This window comes from Nocardiopsis valliformis DSM 45023, assembly GCF_000340985.1.
GTDB classification, from domain to species: Bacteria; Actinomycetota; Actinomycetes; order Streptosporangiales; family Streptosporangiaceae; genus Nocardiopsis; species Nocardiopsis exhalans.
Window position 1 is genome coordinate 214,732 of sequence record NZ_ANAZ01000013.1, and the last position, 18,435, is coordinate 233,166.

General features: G+C 66.6%; 12 protein-coding genes. 5 read left to right on the plus strand and 7 right to left on the minus strand.

Annotation, left to right across the window (positions count from 1 at the left end; genetic code table 11):
* Window positions 1-6: 6 nt before the first annotated feature.
* Window positions 7-1,680: a serine/threonine-protein kinase gene (locus tag D457_RS0114725; RefSeq protein WP_026116665.1), complete on the minus strand. Its 1,674-nt coding sequence runs from the start codon at window positions 1,678-1,680 to the stop codon at window positions 7-9.
* A gap of 237 nt (window positions 1,681-1,917) precedes the next feature.
* Window positions 1,918-2,508, minus strand: coding sequence for a hypothetical protein (locus D457_RS34115; protein WP_017581434.1), 591 nt, complete (start codon window positions 2,506-2,508; stop codon window positions 1,918-1,920).
* A gap of 176 nt (window positions 2,509-2,684) precedes the next feature.
* On the opposite strand from D457_RS34115, the gene D457_RS0114735 reads away from it, so the two are divergent.
* The 4 genes from D457_RS0114735 (at window position 2,685) to D457_RS0114745 (ending at window position 10,356) form a co-directional block, all read left to right on the plus strand.
* Window positions 2,685-8,174 carry a hypothetical protein gene (locus tag D457_RS0114735; RefSeq protein WP_020480260.1) on the plus strand — a complete coding sequence of 1,830 codons (5,490 nt, stop codon included), beginning with the start codon at window positions 2,685-2,687 and terminating at the stop codon, window positions 8,172-8,174.
* A 58-nt stretch (window positions 8,175-8,232) separates the two neighbouring features.
* Window positions 8,233-8,730 carry a hypothetical protein gene (locus tag D457_RS35765; protein ID WP_152514243.1) on the plus strand — a complete coding sequence of 166 codons (498 nt, stop codon included), beginning with the start codon at window positions 8,233-8,235 and terminating at the stop codon, window positions 8,728-8,730.
* Between the two features lie 634 nt (window positions 8,731-9,364).
* Complete coding sequence (locus D457_RS0114740; RefSeq protein WP_017581436.1) at window positions 9,365-9,706, plus strand: hypothetical protein; 342 nt, start codon at window positions 9,365-9,367, stop codon at window positions 9,704-9,706.
* A gap of 23 nt (window positions 9,707-9,729) precedes the next feature.
* A complete protein-coding gene (locus tag D457_RS0114745) occupies window positions 9,730-10,356 on the plus strand; it encodes a hypothetical protein (RefSeq protein WP_017581437.1) in 627 nt (208 codons plus the stop codon).
* Window positions 10,357-10,385: 29 nt separating this feature from the next.
* Here the strand turns inward: D457_RS0114745 and D457_RS36180 are convergent, their stop codons facing one another.
* The 4 genes from D457_RS36180 to D457_RS0114765 all read right to left on the minus strand — a co-directional run bounded on the left by D457_RS36180 (window position 10,386) and on the right by D457_RS0114765 (window position 16,046).
* Window positions 10,386-10,550, minus strand: a complete 165-nt coding sequence (locus tag D457_RS36180; RefSeq protein WP_017581438.1) for a hypothetical protein — start codon at window positions 10,548-10,550, stop codon at window positions 10,386-10,388.
* Window positions 10,547-11,215, minus strand: a complete 669-nt coding sequence (locus D457_RS0114755) for a hypothetical protein (RefSeq protein ID WP_017581439.1) — start codon at window positions 11,213-11,215, stop codon at window positions 10,547-10,549. Before D457_RS0114755 ends, D457_RS36180 begins: the two co-directional genes overlap by 4 nt.
* A 40-nt stretch (window positions 11,216-11,255) precedes the next feature.
* Complete coding sequence (locus tag D457_RS0114760; protein ID WP_039831287.1) at window positions 11,256-15,656, minus strand: FtsK/SpoIIIE domain-containing protein; 4,401 nt, start codon at window positions 15,654-15,656, stop codon at window positions 11,256-11,258.
* A gap of 96 nt (window positions 15,657-15,752) precedes the next feature.
* Window positions 15,753-16,046: a WXG100 family type VII secretion target gene (locus tag D457_RS0114765; RefSeq protein WP_017581441.1), complete on the minus strand. Its 294-nt coding sequence runs from the start codon at window positions 16,044-16,046 to the stop codon at window positions 15,753-15,755.
* A gap of 380 nt (window positions 16,047-16,426) precedes the next feature.
* Here D457_RS0114765 and D457_RS32585 point away from each other — a divergent pair, with 380 nt between their 5' ends.
* The gene (locus D457_RS32585) at window positions 16,427-17,833 is read left to right on the plus strand and encodes a hypothetical protein (protein WP_152514244.1); all 1,407 of its coding nucleotides are present in this window, start codon (window positions 16,427-16,429) and stop codon (window positions 17,831-17,833) included.
* A gap of 61 nt (window positions 17,834-17,894) precedes the next feature.
* Here D457_RS32585 and D457_RS0114775 read toward each other — a convergent pair whose 3' ends face one another.
* Window positions 17,895-18,392, minus strand: a complete 498-nt coding sequence (locus D457_RS0114775; protein ID WP_239646109.1) for a sigma-70 family RNA polymerase sigma factor — start codon at window positions 18,390-18,392, stop codon at window positions 17,895-17,897.
* Between the last annotated feature and the right edge of the window lie 43 nt (window positions 18,393-18,435).

An 18,435-nucleotide genomic window follows, 5' to 3' on the forward strand; every position in this document is an offset into this window, starting at 1 on the left:
CTCCTCCTACCAGGGCGGGGTTCCGCTGCCGCTGGTCTTGTGGTGCTCCACGATCCGGGTGATGGTGACGGTGCCGCCGCTCTCGGTGTAGGTGACCTCGGCCGAGATGGTGCGGCTGCCGCTGTTGACGTAACCGGCCAGGGCGGCCGGGCTGGAGGACACCGAACCGGCATCGCCGTTGCCGATACTGCCGCCCTCCCCCTGGCAGAAGCTCCAGGCGCACACCACCGTGGCGCCGTCGAGCACGGCGTACTGACCGGAGCCGTTCGCGGGCTGGAAGGCCACGACGTGGGTGCCCGAGGGGTGCGAACCGGAGGCGCTCACCCCGGCGCCGACCGTGGCCATCGTGGTGGTGGGTCCGCTGCCGCCGTCCGAACCGTCCTCGTCGTCAGCGTCCTCGGAGCCCTCCCCGTCGGCCTCGCCATCCGAGTCCGCGTCCTCGTCGGAGGGGTCGGAAGGTTCCTCCGAGGGGTCGTCCTCCGATGCCGAGACAGCGGACTGGTCGGGATCAGCCGCGTCCGAGCCGTCCGCCGCGCCCCCGCCGTCGTCCTCGTCTCCGCCGAACCACGCGGCGATCGGCAGGGAGTCCCAGTTGTTGACGACCGCCACCCCGCCGACGCCCATTCCGGCGAGCAGCACCAGGGCGACGGCGGCCGCGGTGAGCGCGAGCCCCTTCCGGCCGCCCTTGCCCTGCTTGCCGCCGCGGCGCCGCCTGGGCACCGCGACCTCCCGTTCCTCCGGGGTACGCACCCCGTGCCAGGTGGCCTGGAGGGTCTCGGCGACGGCGGTCCCCGCCGAGGTCGGCCCTTCGATGGGAGAGATCGGGCGGCCCATGTTGACCAGCTGCATCACGCTGATCACCAGGGCCATGGCGGTGGGCCGCTGGTCGGCGTCCTTGGACAGCGCCCGGCGCACGAGGTCGGCGAGCGGGCCCTCGAAGCCCTCCATGTCGGGTTCGCCGCTCATCACCCGGTGCGCGACCGCGGAGGGGTCACCACCGCCGAACGGGGGCCGACCGGTCGCCGCATAGGTGATCAGGGCGCCCCACGCGAAGATGTCGTCGGCGGTGCTGGCGGGCTCACCGCGGTAGTGCGCCGGGCTGATCCAGCCCGAGGAGCCGAGCAAGGAGCCGGTCCGGGTGAGCGCGGTCTGGTCGAGGGCGCGCGCGATACCGAAGTCCAGAACCCTGGGGCCCTCCGGGGACACCACGATGTTGGCGGGTTTGAGGTCGCGGTGGACCACCCCGGCGGCGTGGATCTGCGCGAGGGCCTCGGCGATGCCCACCGCGAGGCCGTGCAGCAGCATCGAGGGCAGCGGGCCCTTGTTCTCGCGCAGGTAGGCGTTGAGGGTGAGCCCGCGGACCAGCGGCGTGGCCAGCCAGGGCTGGGCGCCCTCGGTGTCAGCGGCCAGCAGCGGCACCGCGCAGGCACCGCCGACCCGGGCCAGCATCTCGACCTCGCGGGCGAAGCGGCCGCGGAAATCGGGGTCGGCCGCGAACTCGGGGTGGATCACCTTGACCGCGACCAGGGACCCGTCCTGGGCCTGGGCCGCGTACACGACACCCATGCCGCCCGCGCCCAGGCGCTTGAGCAGCCGGTGGGGTCCGATCTCGGCGGGATCGACGGGCAGCAGGTCGGTGGCCGTGGCGGGCAGGAGGGCCGCGTTCGGGGCAGGACTCATGGATCTCACAGATGCGAGGGCGGGGGCGGAGGGACTCCGGGGGAAACCGGGGCGCCTTGCGCCAAGACGGAGAGCCTTGCGCACAAGCGAACCGAGCACTGCATCCTAGCCTTTGAGGCCCCGGGACCTCATGCCGAACCACGCCGTATCAGCGGATACCACGCTTACCTGGCCAGAAGCGGCCAGATCGCCGCTCCCGTAGGCATACCCCGGCACCGCCTACTACCGCCCCACCCATCAGGCGGGGGCGCTCCCGCGCTGCTCCCGCTGGACCTCGTGGATGTGCTTGTAGTCGACCTGGTCCACGGGGAAGGTGCGCTGGAAGGCACCCGGGTGCACACCGGCCTTGGCCATCGCCTGCAGGAGCTCGTCGGCGTCATCGGCGCGCACGGTGACGTAGGAGGCGTCGCGAGCGACGATCTCCAGGCCGGGACCGGCGCGGCCCACCATGTTGAGTCGGCTCATCCGGTTGGCGTCCCGCTTGCTGAACTCGGCGCGGCCGATGTAGGCGACCGCGCCCACGGGAACGCTGGCCTGGTGTTTGAGGCCGTGGATCTTCAGGACCCCCTTGGTCAGGTCGGCCGAGACGGTCCCGGTCGCGGAGAACACGGCAGCGATGAACAGGCAGAAACCGCCGGCGATCAGGAGCGCCCACCACGGGGTGTCCGTGCTGACCACGATGCTGACGGCAAAGAGGAACATCCCAGCGCCCAGGGTCCAACCGACGTATCTCAGGATCGGGAAGACGCGGGTCAGCGAGAAGTGGGAGACCTCTTCGGGGGCGGGCTGTTCCGGCTGACTGGACGCATCGGGGGCAGGGGCGCTCAAGGGAACCTCCAGGGGTTGAATGTGCGAAATCGCGACACAAGACTACGATCCCGACACGGAGAGCGAACACGGGGCCCACTTCGCCCCGACTTGAACCCAGTCGCCCCCAGAGCCGTACTGAAAAGTGCAGCCGTCCGCCCTCGGTCTCGTCAGCCCGGAAGGTCCCTGGTCCCAGCATGCCTCTGCCCCGAACCCACTACGACTGGTCTTTCCTACCCGCCGGAACTGACCCCATCCCCTGGGACCCCGAGGAAGTGAAGGAGGTCAAGGAGCACTACGAGGGCATCGTCGATCGTCTGGAAGAGGCTCTGGAGTCGCTCGGCAAGGCGGACGACTACGGCTCCGGTGAGGCGATGGACGAGCTCTCGAAGAAGATGGAGGACCTACCGAAGAAGCTCGAGGACGCCAAGGAGACCTATCGGGCTGCGGTCAACGCTTACGGGCCCTATATCGACGCTCTGGAATTGGCCCGGGACAAGAGCAGGACCGCGGCCGTACTCGCGAAGGCGTCCGCCCTCAGCGCCGAAAACGAGGATCTGAGCGAGGAGGCACGCGAGAATGCGGAGGAGCGGCTGGACGAGCACACGGCAACTGCGCTGAATGTCCTCGCCGATCTGACCACCGCGGCCGACATCGCCGCGGAAGCGCTGAACGACGCCACTCGCGACCTGGACGAGCAGCTGCTGGACGCGTGGGACGGGGTCGTCGACTACCTGCGTGACAACCCGGTCATCTACTTCATCGCCGCGGTGGTGGTGGGTATCGCGCTGTTGTTCGTCCCAGGCGCTGGCTGGGCCATCCTCGCAGCCGCACTCGTCGGCGCGATCTTCCTGGCAATCGACCTGACGATGCTCCACAAGGAGGGCAAGCTCGGGAACAACGGGGAGACCTGGGCCACCATCGGTATGGGCGTTGTCGGCATGATCCCCGGTGTCGCGGGGCTGCGGGCCCTGGGCAAGACCGGCCGCCTCGGAAACCTGATGAACAGGGCGGGGTCAGCCAAGCCCGGCCCCATCCGCACGAACCTGCAGAACACGGCCAACGCGTTGCGCTCCACCCCCGTGGGCAACACGGTCTCCAACGTGCTGACACGGACCTCGAACTTCACCCAGGCCGCCCGTACCGGGACCCTGAACGGTTCGCCGGGGCAGAGTCTGGCCGTGGACATGGCCATCAACGTCTCCAGGGACAGCGCCACCGGTGCCGCGGGAAACTCGGTCATTGAGGTGGGCAAGATGCTTGACGGTGAGAACCCCGACTTCCTGAGTGCCGTCGTACTGGGCGCCGCCACCGGTGCCCCTGGCGCCGTCGTCGGCACCGCCAATGACCACAACGCGTTCGGCGCGATGTTCGGGACCAACTCCCTGGCCGGTTCCGAAGGCGTCAGCAGCCCGCTCGGGGTCAACGACCAGAGCCCCGACCTCGGAAGCGGATCGAGCGAGTTCGTCCCGAGCGGCGACGGCTCCGGAGGCACGGCCACCACGACCCTCGGGGACACCCCGGGGTCACCGAGCAGCACCTCGGAGTTCGCGCCGGACGGTTCGTTGTCCTCTTCCACGATCACAGTCGGGGATTCCTCCAGCACCGCAACGGTGCACCAGGAGTTCTCCTCGGACGGAAACCCCGCGTCCACCACCATCGAGACTCCCCCCGCGGCCGTCAGCGGTAGTGACGGGGGCTCGTCCGTACTCGAGTCCTCCTCCGGTTCCGGGGGCACCTCCTCGACACCCGCCGACACCCCCTCCCCGAGCAGTAGCAACGACGCACCGGTATCCAACAACAACACCGGTGGCTCCGGTGACAACACACCCGCCAGCAGCCCGAACAACAGTGCCCCCTCGAACAGCGGTTCTCCAGCGGAGACCACCATCACCCCGACCGAGTCGGGCAACCCCCAGGTCACCAGCTCCGGGGACTTCGGTACCTTCACCGTGAGCGACACCCCCGGCCACTCCGGGAACAGCGATTCCAGCTCGATCCGCTACGAGTCTCCCTCGGACGCATCTGGGGAACCACGCACCTCCGCGGACCTCTCCCGGCAGGGCGAGGCCGACGTCATGGTCGGGCCCAACGAGCAGCTGGTCGTCAGCGGGTCCGGGTCCGGGGACCGAGACTTCCAGGTGGACGGCGGTTCCAGCGGTAGCGGCAACCGGTCAAGCGGGGACTTGGCCCTGTCCCGACCGCCCCGCCAGGACCACCCCGACTCCACCGGAAGTGACGGCACCGCGCCCAACGGGCAGCGTGACACCTCGGCCCCCGACCGCTCGGAAGGCCCCTCCTACACGCGTGACGGCAACGAGGTCACCGTTCCCACGGACTCGGGGAACGTCCGGGTGAGCAACGACGACGGCACCCGGATCACCACCCCCGAGGGCACCACGGTCACGCGTTCCGGCGCAGGGGAGACCACCGTCCGGCCCGGTGACACACCCGTCACCCTCACCCCCCAGGAGTCAGGGAGCCCGGCCACCGTCCACCCAGACGGCAGCGCGACCGTAACCCAGCAGGACCACAGCACCTCCCTGCGGCCCGACGGGTACGACGTCAGCAGCGGTGTCGGCGGCCACAGCATCAACCACACCGACGGCAGCGTCACGGCCACCAACTCCAGCGGCACCGTGGAGACACGGCCCTCCAGTGAGAAAGGACCGGAGGTGAGCATCAGCAACGCCGACGGCAGCCTGTCACTCACCCGGGACGCGCAGGGCACCACCACGGTCAAGGACCAGGAGCGCACCTTCGAGCTCAACGCCGCCGGTGTACCCGTGGTTCCCGCCATCTGGCCGACCAACATCCCCCAGCGGTCCCCCAGCGGAGGGTTCAGCAACGGTCGGGTCACCACACGTCCCGACGGCTCCGTCACCCACCCCAACTTCACCGTGCGCCCCAACGGCCAGGGCATCACCCTGACCAACGGCAGCCAGTCCTGGCACTTCGACGCCCAGGGCCGCCCGGCACCGGACAACCCGCCCGCCGACGGCATACCCGGCACGGTACGCCAGAGCGACGGTTCCTTCACCTATGTCAACAGGGCGGACGGGATCGAGGTCGGACCCTCCCCGGCCACGGCCCAGCCGGGCACACCTGCCGGAGCCGCCCCTCAGCAGGTGCGCTCGCCCCAGGACGGGTTCTCGATCGAACTCAGCCCCAACGGCTCAGGTGGACACGACACCACTGTCTCCGTCGACCTCGGCGGCTCGGACCGTCTGAACATGCACCACCCCGAGTCCGGTGGTGTGAACGTCTCCACCGACTCCGGCTACGCGATCGGCGGCAACCCGGGCGGCGAGACCATCGCACGCGGCCCGGATGGCCTGTTCGCGTCCACCGACGGCACCACGAGCCAGACGTCCAACGGTGACCTGACCACCACCCGGGACGGGGACACTGCCAGCACCAGCCCGAACCAGCGCTCCTGGGAGGAGTTCGTCCACCACAACGGGACCTCCACCAGCGCCATCGGCGATAACGGAACCGTGGTCACCACTGGCCCCGAAGGGGCACGGATCGACACCGGGGGAGAGGGGTTCACCCTGACCCCGAACGGCGGGGACGGCATCAACGTCAGTTCCGCCAACGACGGCACCACCGTCTCGGGTGGCTCCGGCGACAACTCCTGGCAGGCCAAGACGACCAACGACGGCACGGTGAGCGGTCGGGACAGCACCGGCGCGGAGATCACCGCCGGGTCCGGCGGCCAGGTCCGGTTCACCGATGGCCAGAACATCCAGGGTGTGCGTAACCCCGACGGCACCACCGGTGTCACCGTCACCGCACCAGCTTCCTCGGCGACCCGCGGCACCGGGGAGGAAGGGGCCATAACGGTCGACACCAGCGACGGCACGAGCGTGCAGGTGGACAGTACGGGTTCCACCGTCACTTCCCCGGACGGCGGCGTCCACGAGGTGAACTTCCCCTCGGACAAGTCACTATCGGACGAACTCCCCAACCTCGGGAATTCGCCGCGCCTGAGCCCCGAGGTCCGAGTGAACCACGATCAGCCGAACCAGCCGGTGCTGTCCGCGGACCGGACGGTCAGCGTCACCAACTCGCGGAACCAGGTGGTCACGGCAAGCGCCGAGGGTACGCGCATGTCGGACCGGGGCGGTTCGTACCAGGAGGCGAACAGCACCGTCCTGTCCAACTCCAGCGGTGTGTCCAACCAGACCCACGGGCCTCGACTCGTCATGGACAAGGATGCACCCGCCAGCACCAGGCGGAAGACCGAGACCGCGGTGGTGCGGGACGATTCCGGCACGGTCAAGACCAGCACCGTGCACAACATCAAGGACAGTGTCGCGGTGTTCGGGCCGGACATGAGCCGCAACCCGGCGACCGGGGAAACCACCGTCGAGCACCACGGCTTCCGCGCCGAGCGCACCGGAAACGACGATGCGGATCTCTCCGTCCGGCCTCTGGGAGAGGACGGACCGACCGTGTCCCGGGACGGCAATGGCAACACCACCACCCGAGCCGAAACGGTGGAGGTGACCGTGTCCAAACACGCGGAAACCGAGGCGTCTCAGGTGACCATCTCTTCCCCTGACTCCTCGAGCAACTCCACCCTGACTTGGAGCAGTGCACCAAACAGCCGGGAGAAGTCAGTCACCCTCAATTCAAGCGGCGAGCCGGTGGAGATTTCCTGGAAGAAGAGTCTTTTGCACTCCGAGAACTGGACCGTGCAGATCAGCGACAACACCAGTGGATACACGGTCACCCGTGAGACCCACCCCCAGGGGCCTGAGCTACCAGCAAGGGTCGACGTCCACCTGCGCAACGACTCCACCGGTGAGGTGACCACGATCGACTCGCGTGGGAACGTCCGACATGACACGGGCACGGAGCAGGTCAACATCTCCTCTCAGGGCACCACAACCACCACACCCAAAGCTGATTCCGGAACAGGAACCATCCGGCAGGCACAGGATGGCTCAGTGGAGATGCGCTTCAAACCCACCGATGGATCGGACTCACCTCGGGTCCTCAGTCATATCGATAACAAGGGCCAGGTTGAGGCACGACTGACCAAGCCCAAGGACGGCGACCAGCCCGCTGAGAGTTGGGGCACCGGCATCGATCAGAACGGGCAGGCGACCGTCACCAACCTCCGCAGCTGGACGGATGGCCCGGTCCGACTTCAGCCACATGGGGGATTGGCCAACGTCGACGCTTCGCCTGATATCCGAAACAGCGGTCAGGAATTCCGCGAACCCGACTCACTCTGGGGACATGACTCCAGGTGGAAGCAGGTAAAGGCAGTTATTTGGCAGGGCGTGAAGGGCGCCAGTTTTGAAACACTAAACCAGGCCAGCGGGGTGTTCGCTAAGCAATTCATCCTCAACGACGACGAGACCATGGAGGAGTCCATCCTAAGCGCAGGCCTCAACATCGGAAGCGGCGTATCCCGTGGAATCTCGGATCATAAATACCGGGATACTCGCTGGGGCAGCCAGGATGGGCTGGACCGGGCCGCCTGGCAGACCTGGGCCGACATCACCAAGTCCTCACGCCAACAGTTGGATGCCGCACGCTGGGGCGGAATGGAGAACCCCCTAAGCAAGGATGAAGATGAAGATCAGGAGGACACAGAAGACGGGGAACCTGAGTGCGAGCAGAGCACCGATGAAGAGACCCAGACGGAGGACACCGTTGCACACTCTCAGTGAAGTAAAACTACGCACAGGGCTATGGCTGGACAGACACCGTGGAATCATGATCGCTTGCATGATCACGATCTTTGGGGTCGCCGTCACTGTTCCCGCATGGATATTCCCCGTCGCCGCAGAGATCCCGCTCGGGCCGGGCGCTTCCTACGCCCTAGCACTTTGCACTGTTGGAATTCCGTCCGCCTTCGCAGCCACCTTCGTATTCCCCGAATCCAGCAGACCCACACCCGAATCACTCCACATGGCACGCATGGCGATACGCAAACTCGATAAAGCAACCAAAAAGCTCAACGAAACCCTCCAAATAGCCACAGAAAACGCCGACACAAAACAAAGAGAACGCATCAGTAAGCTCCACAGCAAAGCACAGGACCTGAGTAATCAAATCGCCAAATCAAAAAAGAGTCTCAAGAAATCTAGTGTCGCGACCGATAAATCCACAGCCTACTCCATCAGAATGGGTATTCTCTGCGAACTCGACCAGACCAAACAGCTCACCAAAGAGCTCACCGACTTCCTCGATGCGCGGGGCATTCCCCACTCCACAGAAGAGTAATCGCAAGCCCCAGACCCAGGAACCCAGGAACCCAGGAACAGAATCCCACCCCCCGGTGGACATTGCCCACTCTCAGTGAAGCGAAGCTAAAAAAGCAATATGGCTGGATAGACATACTGGAATATTGATCGCTTGCATGATCACCATCGCTGGGGTCACCGCCACCATTCCCGCATGGATATTCCCCATCGCCGCGGAGATCCCGCTCGGGCCAGGCGCCTCCTACGCCCTAGCACTTTACACTGTTGGGATTCCGTCCGCCTTCACAGCCACCTTCGTACTCCCCGAATCCACTAAGCCCACCCCCGACTCACTCGCACTAGCAGACCTGACAGAAAGAGATCTCGACAGAGCAACAAAAACTACACAGAACCCTCGAAATAGCCGCTAAACTCGCCACCGCAGAACAAAACAAACGCATCAGCGAGCTTCCCAATAAAACACAGAAACTGGGCGATGAAATCGCCAAATCAAAAAAGAGACTCAAGGATTCCGACGCCACGATCGATAAGTCTACTGCCTATTGGTTGAGAATGGAAATTCTCTTCAAACTCGACCAGACCGAACAGCTCGCCAAAGAGCTCACTGATTTCCTTGACGCCCGAGGGGTCGACTATGGAAAGGAAGAAGAAAAATGCCCGCGATCGAAGTCAACACCGACAAGCTCTACTCACTGAAGACCAAGATGGATCTTGCACTCAATTCCATTGACTCGGACGGGAACTACTCCATGGAGGTTCCCAGCATCGGGCCGTTGAGCCTGGACAATGCGGCAATTAATTTCCACTCCGACAGCGAGAGCGCCTTCCGCAGCGCCAAGCGCGACATCGGGCTCATCGGCGAGGCCATCGTGGATATCGCTGCCAACTTCGAGAACACCGACACCGAGTGCGCTGCCGACCTGGCCGAGCAGAATGCCGAGAACGCTCAGAACCCTCAGAGCAGTTCCATGCCCGGTGACGGACAACCGGTCTGACCGCACCCGACTGAAAGACCCGAATGCCCTACATCTTCGAAGAAGACGACTCCGCCCCCGGTGAGATCGGCTATGACCTGCGCATCCCCGAGGACTGGGAGCACCTCGACCTGTCCCCTGAAGGGCTTCGGCAGCGGCAGGCCGAGATCCTGCGCCAGATGAGCGGCGCGGACCCCGAGCGGATCAGAATTCTCAACAACACGTTCAACGACTGGTTCACCAGCCAGCACACCGCTGAGCAGGTTGGCCTGATCAATGCCGCGGGGGCCTTCCACCGGTACGAGGACGGCATCTTCATGGCCACGGTGTCGGTCTTCCGCTTCGAGCAAGAACCCGGGACCAGGTTCGATCCGATGGAGATGATCCGGCTCATGCACCCGCCCGAGCGGATGGCCGAGGCCGACGATCATCTGGAGACCGGAGTCATCGACATCGAGGGCCTCGGCCTGTGCACGCGGGCCCAGGGGATCGTTACCCACCAGCATGACGAGATCACCGTGCGCGCGGTGGTCGCCCATACTTTCGCCAAGGTGACCGGAACCCGCTACTGGCTGATGATCAGCTGCAACAGCCCCGTGTCAGCCGAGGCGGACGCGGTGCTGGACCTGTTCGACGCCATCACCGGCACCCTGCGGATCTGGTCCAGGTAACCGGCTCGTCAGAGCTTGCGGAGGGTCCCCTACTTGAGCTTCTCCCGCTCGTGCTTGATCTTGCGGTAGAGCTCGTAGGACCCGCCGATCGCGAAAGAGGTCAGGACGATGGCCAACAGCCACCACAGCACCGGAGCGCTGTAGTCCGGGACCACGATCTCCTCTTGGGCGAAGGTGAACACGTTCCCGATCACTGCGGCCCCTCGGGGCTCACGATCTGCTGCTTGCCCTTGGCCTTCTTGGAGCGGATCGCGCTGACCACGCCGAGGAGTACCGCGCCGATCACGCCGCCCAGGGCCAGGCCCATGCCGCCGGTCAGCCGGAGGCCGCTCCCCTCCTCGTCGCCGCGGATCGTCGCGGCGAGCCTCGCGTCGTACACCTCAGCGAAGTCCTCCTGCTGGAAGAGCGTGATCGACTCCGTCAGCAGTTCGGGGCGGGAGAGCTCGGTCCCCTCATCCTCCGCCTGCCAGATGGCCAACCGGATGCTCTCCTGGGAGCCGCCCTCGACACCGGCCACGCCGAAACCGTGGCTCATGTAGTAGTAGGCGCCGTCGAGCCCGGTCTCCTCCTCGATCCGTCCGGGGGCGCTGGCCGTCTCCGTTGGCACTTCGGCGAGCACCACGTAGACGGCGTAAGGCCCGTCCTCGACGAGGGAGCGGATCTCCGAAACCACGTCCTCGCCCAGTTCCTCGGCCATGTGGTCGTCCACGTACAGGGGGTCCTCGTGCAGGGCCTCGGCGATCTCCGGCAGCTGGGTCAGCTCGCGCTCGGTGGTCTCGGCCAAGGCGCTCGCCCCCGACAGCAACGCGGTGGAGAACACACTCGCGGTGACGAGCAGGGTCAGGGCACGGTCTCTCACAGAAAACTCTCTTCTCTCTCGAACAATGTCTGGATTCGGGTCAGCCGGGCAGGGGAACGCGGATCTGTTGGAGGCGTCCGTCCCCCATGTGCAGATAGGCGGTTCCCGGAGTCAGTCGGGGGGAGGGCACGCCCTTGGGCAGTCGGATGCCCAGTACCTCTCCGTCAGCCTGGGACTGCGGGGACAGCAGCGCACCCATGCGGTTGCGCTTGAGGGTGACGTGCCAGCCGTTGAAACCGCCCTGGAGCGCCTCGTTGGTGCCCGCGGCGATGATTCCCCAGCCGGGTCCGACCATGCCGCGCGCGATCCGGATGAACTCCTTGCCGAGATCGCTGTTCAAAAGCAGGTCGGCGTCGTCGACCACCACCACGGCCGTGTCCCCCTCCATCTTCCCCAGAGCCTTGTGGATCTGGGAGAGGGTGGGTTCGGCGGCGTCCACAACAGCGGGCACGGACCGGTGGCCCCTCAACGAGCTGAGCGGCGAATTCCGCGGTGTGACCAGTAGGATCTCGCTGCCGCCCATGATGAGGGACTGAGCCATCATGAGGAGCATGCTGGAGCGTCCCGACTTGGGCGGACCGCTGATCAGGAAGGTGGGGGTATCGGAGAGGTCCGCGCCCACGGCGGTCAGCTCGTTGCCGCCCACACCCAGCAGCGCCCACATAGGACGGAGCGGGCCGGTGAGGTAGCGCTCGGTCCCGGCCAGGGTCAGCTGCTCCGGAAGGACGTCGACGCGGAAGGGCATCGGTCCGAGGTCCTTGGGGGTACGTCCCACCGTGAACCGCGCCATGTTCTCCAGCTCGGCCGCCTGCGCCGAGCCCGAGGGGTCCTCGGTCAGGAGCGCGAACTGCACCTCCGTCCCGTCCCCACCCAGGAACGCCCGTCCGTCCGGGACCGTTTCCGGGAGCTTACGGGGGGTGAGCCCGGCGGAGCTATAGTCTCCGCTGTCATTGCAGCGCAGGACCAGCCGATGCTCGGTGGTCGCCGAGTACTTGCTGCGGGTCAGGGTCCGGTCCCCGGTGACGAAGAAGTGGATGCCCACGGCGGCGCCGTCGCGCATCAGGGTGACGGCGTCCTCAATGAGGCCGCCGTAGTTGTACTCGCCGAAGGCCTGCTCGAAGGCCTCCCAGCGGTCCACGAACACGGCGATGTGGGCGGGGCGGTCCTTCGGGTCCGACTTCTCCCGCAGTTCCTCCAGGTCGGCGCACCCCTCGGCGGCAAGTCTCTTCTGCCGCTCCTCCATCTCCCTGCTGAGCAGGGAAAGCAGCCGCACCACGCGTTCCTGCTGCGTACGCCCGGCCACCGCGCCGCAGTGGGGAAAGCGCTCGATCGGCAGCAGGGCGCCGTTGCCGCAGTCGAGCCCGTACATGTGGACGTCGCTCGGATGGTGGGCGATCGCCATGGCACCCGCGATGGTCCGTAGCGCCTGGGAACGGCCGCTGCGGCCCGAGCCGATGATATGCAGGTGTGTGAGAGTGGACAGGTCGACGGTGTAGGGGCGCTGCTCCTGCTTCGCGGGCAGGTCCATGAGGCCGACCAGGACAGAATACATACGCCCCGGCACCGGGAGCGGCACGGGGAACTTCTGGTTGAGCTCGGCCACGGTGAGCCGTTCGGGCAGGGCCTGGAGCCACGGGCTGGGCTGGCGTTTGGCCTCCATCCGGGCGGCCGCGTCCTTGACCGCGCTCACCAGGACGGTGAGGTCGGTGACCTCCACATCCCCCACTTCGCCTCCGCCGCCGCTGGCGCTGGAGGGTGCGGGCTCGGCCAGGTTCTCCCAGCGCACCAGGTGTGCGGTTGGGACCGGCGCGTCGTTGGAGACCACCACACGGCGCCCGCCGACCCGACCGGACTGGAACGGCAGCAGCGAGGCGTGTCCCAGACTGGCGTAGGCGCGGCCGGGGGTGTCGATGCCGATGTGCGCGGATTCGGGTGCGTCGATCACGTCCCGGCTCTCAGCGGGGTCCGTCATCCGCAACGCGATACGGAGGTTGGTGTTAGCGCGGATGTCGTTGGTGACCACGCCTCCGGGCCGCTGGGTGGCGAGCACGAGGTGGATGCCGAGGGAACGACCGCGCTGGGCGATGTTGACCAGACCCTTGACGAACTCGGGGAGCTCCCGGGCCAGGGAGGCGAACTCGTCGATGACCAGCATCAGGCGGGGCATCTGCGGCAACCCGGGGTCGCGGTCGAGTAGTTCGACGTAGTCCTCGATGTCCTTGGCCCCGGCCTGGGCGAGGATGTGTTCGCGGCGGTGCAGCTCGGCCCCGAGCGACACAAGTGCCCGGCTGACCAGGTGGGTGTCGAGGTCCGTGACCATGCCCACGGTGTGCGGCAGGTCAACGCAGTCCTTGAAGGCGCTCCCGCCCTTGTAGTCGACCAGGACGAAGGACATCGACTCGGGCCGGTTCACAACGGCCAGGGCGGCCACGAGGGTCTGGAGGAGTTCGGATTTTCCGGAGCCGGTGGTGCCGGCGATGAGGGCGTGCGGACCGTCCGAGCGCACATCCACGGAGAACGGCCCGTCCAGCCCCGCGCCGAGGGTGGCGATGGTGCTGCGCCCGTTGCTGGTCCAGTGCGCGGCGATGGCGTCTCCGGTGGGCGGTTCGAGACCGATGACGTCGAGCAGGCGGGCGCTGCGCGGCAGGCTCGCGCCGTCCTCGGAGACACTGGAGTCCCGGATCGGTGCCAGGGAGCGGCCCAGGCGTTGCGCCCAGGAGTCGGAGGGCAGGTCGGGACGGACCTCCTCGACGTTGTCGAATTTGGTGCGGCGCAGACGCAGTTCGTGCTCGGTGAGGCTGACGACGGCCTGGCACTCCTCCGGGAGCAGCCGCTCCTCGGTGTCCAGGCACAGAATGTGAATGCCCACATCGGGGCCCTCACGCAGGAGTTGGACCACGCCGGGCAGGGAACGCAGTTTCCGGGCCCCGTCCAGCACTACGACGATCTGTGTCTCGTCCTCCACGGACCTGCCCCGGACCTGTGAACGGGCCTCCAGGACGGCGATCAGCTCGGACACCCGGCGGGCGCAGGTCTGGGAATCGGTTCCGATCCGGTTGAGCGAGACCGCAGGGGTGGAGCTGCGCAGGTGCGGAAGGTATCTGGTCCAGCTCCACCGATCGTGGTCGCGGCTCAGGGAGAGAAGGTAGAGCTCCAGCTCGGCCGGGCTGTGCAGCGCGGCGAGCTGGGCGATCATCCACCGTTCCAGTGCCTGTGCACGCTTTCCTCGTCCCGCGACCCCCACCACACCGTTCTCCCGGACGGAGACGGTGACCGGAACCTCGAAGAGGTCCCAGGTGATGTCCTTGCGGTGATCGTCCTTGGTGGGATCGGTGAGCACCACCGACGAGGGGATTCTTCCGGTGCCCACCCGCAGCAGGGTGAAGTCGTCGTCCTCGGGACGGCGCTCCCAGAGACCGGCGCGGGGGCCGGTGGCCAGCAGCAGTACCGAGGCCGGATCGGGACAGTTCTCGCGTAGACGGCGCTGCTCCGTGAAGAGTGCGCCCTCCGCGTCCTTGGTGATCCGCTCGGTCTTCTCCTCGAACTCCTTGAGTTCCTTGAGGTAGCGGCCCTTGGCCGTGCGCCGTTGCAGGGTCTGCATGAACAGCACCGAGATCGGCGCGAGCAGGCCGATGAGCATGTACTGAGGACGTCCCAGCAGAAGGGCTCCGCCGATGGCCATCATCAGCGGCATCATGATCATGACCGCGAGCTGGGCGAGTGGCCGGTCGGGTTTCTCCGGCGGCAGGGGAAGGCGGAACTTGTTCTTGGCCGGGGCCGGGTGCAGCCGGGGAGGTCGGTTGTATTCGAGCCCGGTCCCGTCCTCCGAAGTCAGCACGGAGGCGTCGGGAGCCTGGTTGGGCCACGCCTCCAGGACCAGGTCCCCCAGGTCGACCTGTTGGCCCTTCTTCCATGGCTCCCCTGGAACGATGGGGTCCCCTTCCAGAACGGCTCCATCGGGTCCGCCCTGCTCCAGGACCGAAACGGCTCCGGAAGGGCTGACCCTGGCCCGCACCCAGTTACCGCCGCTGCTCAGAGGAAGGACCGAGGCATCACTTTCACCGATCACGTGATCGCCGACGTCGACCCGGTGAACATGCCCGGCACCGGCCCCCGAGACGACACGGAACTCGGTGACGCCGGGAGGCTCCTCCTGGACCTCGACCGGCCCGCCCACACCGACGACCGCGCCATCATGCAGTCCGGCTTCGGCCAGAGGGGTGTACTCTTCGACCCGCCGCGGCCCCAGGTACAACGGGACCGGTTCACCGGGAGTGCGGGGGGACATCCGAACCAGCGGGTCCAGAGCCTCGGTCAGCTGTTGGACCGTCGCCCCGGGGGATGCGTCCACCACGACATCAACCCGGGGGATCGTGGTCAGCGTGAACGGGGACTGATCACCCGGGGAGAAGCCGGGGCTCACAGTAAGGTGAAGGCGCACGGTGGGGCTGCTTTTCCGTTGGGCGGGCGGAGCCCTGGTGGACGGGGAAGGTCGGGGGCCGACCCGGGGCAGGGACTGGCCCCCTCCGGGAAAGGGTCAGCGCAGGCCATCGCCCAGTGTCTTGTCGGTCTCCTGGAAGGTTTCCCCGACACTCTTGACGTACTTGCTGATGCCTTCGAGCCCGCTGTTGACCTGCTCGAAGCCCTCAGCGAACGTCTCAAAGAAGGGCTGGAAGTCCTGCTCCGCGGCGGGAGTGGAGTAGCCGTCGGCGACCAGGTTGTCGACCTTGGTCTTGATCGCCGTCATCTTCTCCTGGAATTCGGCGAAGTCAGCGGCGAGGGAGCCGGAGACCTCTTCGGTCTTGTCAGTGTTCACTGCGTAGTTGGGCATGCTGAGTCCTCCACGTGTGCCTGTGTCGTCCTTCTGACAGACGGCAGCTCCACCGCCGTCACCCCTCAGTACGGGCCAGTCTGGAACCAGGTTCAATCCGTACTGCCAGAATCCGGACAAGAGGGATCGCAGGGGGCCGTGGTGACGTTATCAAGCCCCGTGTGAACGACTGATGCCGGAGTGAACCGAATGTGCTCCGGGTCCGTACTGTTCTAGGGGTCGGTCATGCCGAGAACAACCGAAGTCCGGGAGAGCGAGTGACAAGAGCAGGGACGGCGAAGCCCGCGGGTCCGGGTATCAAGGCCGTGTTGGCTCTGGTGGGGGCGGTGGGAGTCGCTCTCACGCTCTCTCCCCCATCGGTGTCCGCCCAGCCCGTACCTGTGGACCCGTACGAGGGTTGCCCCACCCTGATCTACTACACGGTCCCAGAGGGAACACCGGGGTTGTTCGAGATCGCCGACTCCGTCCTGGGAGATCCGACGCGCGCGTCCGAGATCTACGAGTACACCTCCGGACGCACACAGCCCGACGGCGGTCAGCTCGGCCTCGACCAGGAGCTCCGCCCCGGCTGGCATCTGATCTTGCCGTGGGACGCAGCTGGCGACGGGGTACTTCAGGGACAGGACCCGTTGTGCGTGGCCGCAGTGGATCAAGCAGTCGCTCAGGGGGCGGAAGCCCCCGCACCACCCGAACCACCGCCTTCCCCGGAGCCCTCGCCGTCTCCGTCGGCGAGCGCCAGCCCAGAGGGGGCGGATCAGGCCCCGGGCGGTATGCGGCGGCCGAACATCGACCCCAAGATCCTGATCGCGGGTATGGTCGCCCTGGCCCTGCTCACGATCCTGGCGTTGTTCTGGCAGCCCATTTTCCGGGGTGTGGCGTGGCCGTTCCGGAAGATCGCCGCGTTGCCGTGGCGCCGCCCGAAGCCGCCCCGCTTCGTGCGGACCATGCGACGCCGGAAGCGTCAGCGCTCGGCCTCCGACGTCATCGCGGCCGACCGGGGTGCGGCCAAGCGAGCCAACATCGGTTTCCTCGAACTGATGAACGCTCCGGCGGAGGTTCCCGCGCGCCCGGTCGCGGTGTTCACCGCCCCGAAGCTGCTCACCATGCTGGTCCCAGTGAACTCCACTCCGCCCGCCTCGTCCTGGCGTGTGCTCAAACCGACCATCTGGAGGCATTCGCGGAGCAAGTCGGCGACCTCGGCGGTGCGGTTCAACACGACCACCCACACGAACATCGGCATCACCGCCGACAGCACACTGGTCAGTGTCGGAGTGATCGAACGGGCCCGCGGGGGCGAGCAGGTGTTCGTGGACTTCGGGCAGATCACCGGGCTGATCACAGTCGGGGGGCACCCCGCGACGGCGATCGAGACGATCCGGGTCATCGGGGACGGGCTACGTGAGTGTGGCCTGAACCTACTCAAGGCCGATAGCCAGGACACCCTGGGGAGGTTCCTGTCCCAGGAGGGGGTGGCTCGCTCGGAGCCGGGAACGGATCCGTTGAGCGGCCCCGCACCCCGGCAACGCCTACGACAGGCCCTCGTCGTACCGCGCCGCCTGAGCCGTAGCGAAGAGGACGACATTCCCCTGGTCCCGGCCGACACCCTGGTGATCGCTCAGGGCGAGTCCGATCACGCTCGTTGGCACTGGACCGTGTCCGAGGACGGCAGCGTGGACACCGGGCCGATGGGAATCACGCTGGCCCTGCGCGACTCGCGGGAGCGGGAACACAAGCGGAGGCAGAAACTCAAGAAGAAGCGACAAAAACGCCAGAAGCGCGGCGGCTGAGGACTGCCACCCGCTTCAGGGCACTTGACACCCGACGTGTGTGTCCGCGGACCGACGGGAATCAGCACGCGATGTCCTCGTAGGCCTGCAGGTGTTCCCCCCGCATCGACCTGAGGGCGTGGTGCAGCCGGGACTTGACGGTGCCCTCCGGGACCGAGAGCTTTCGGGAGATCGTCCGGATGTCGAGGTCACACAGGTAGTAGAGCTCGACCACCTGCCGCTGTCGAGGACTGAGCAGGCTCACCATCGATCGGGCGATGAGACGGTCCAACACGTTCCTGTCGGGTTCCTCGACCGAGACCCGCTCAGTGAGGTTCGAGGTCAGGTCGTACGGAACCTCCTCGGGCCTTGACTGTCGGGCTCGGTTGGAGTCGATCGCCAGGCGCCTGGCGACTGTGCGTAGCCAGGGGCCGAGATCCCGCACGTCGCCGACCAGCGTGGGCAACGACCTCCAGGCGCGGAGCATCACCTCCTGGGCCAGGTCCTCCGCCCCGTGTCGTCCGACGTCCGTCCTGGACATGAGGAATACGACGAGGGGTTCGAAGTGGGTCAGGAACAAATCGCGAAGGTCAGGACTGTCCGACGCAAAAATACTACTCTCA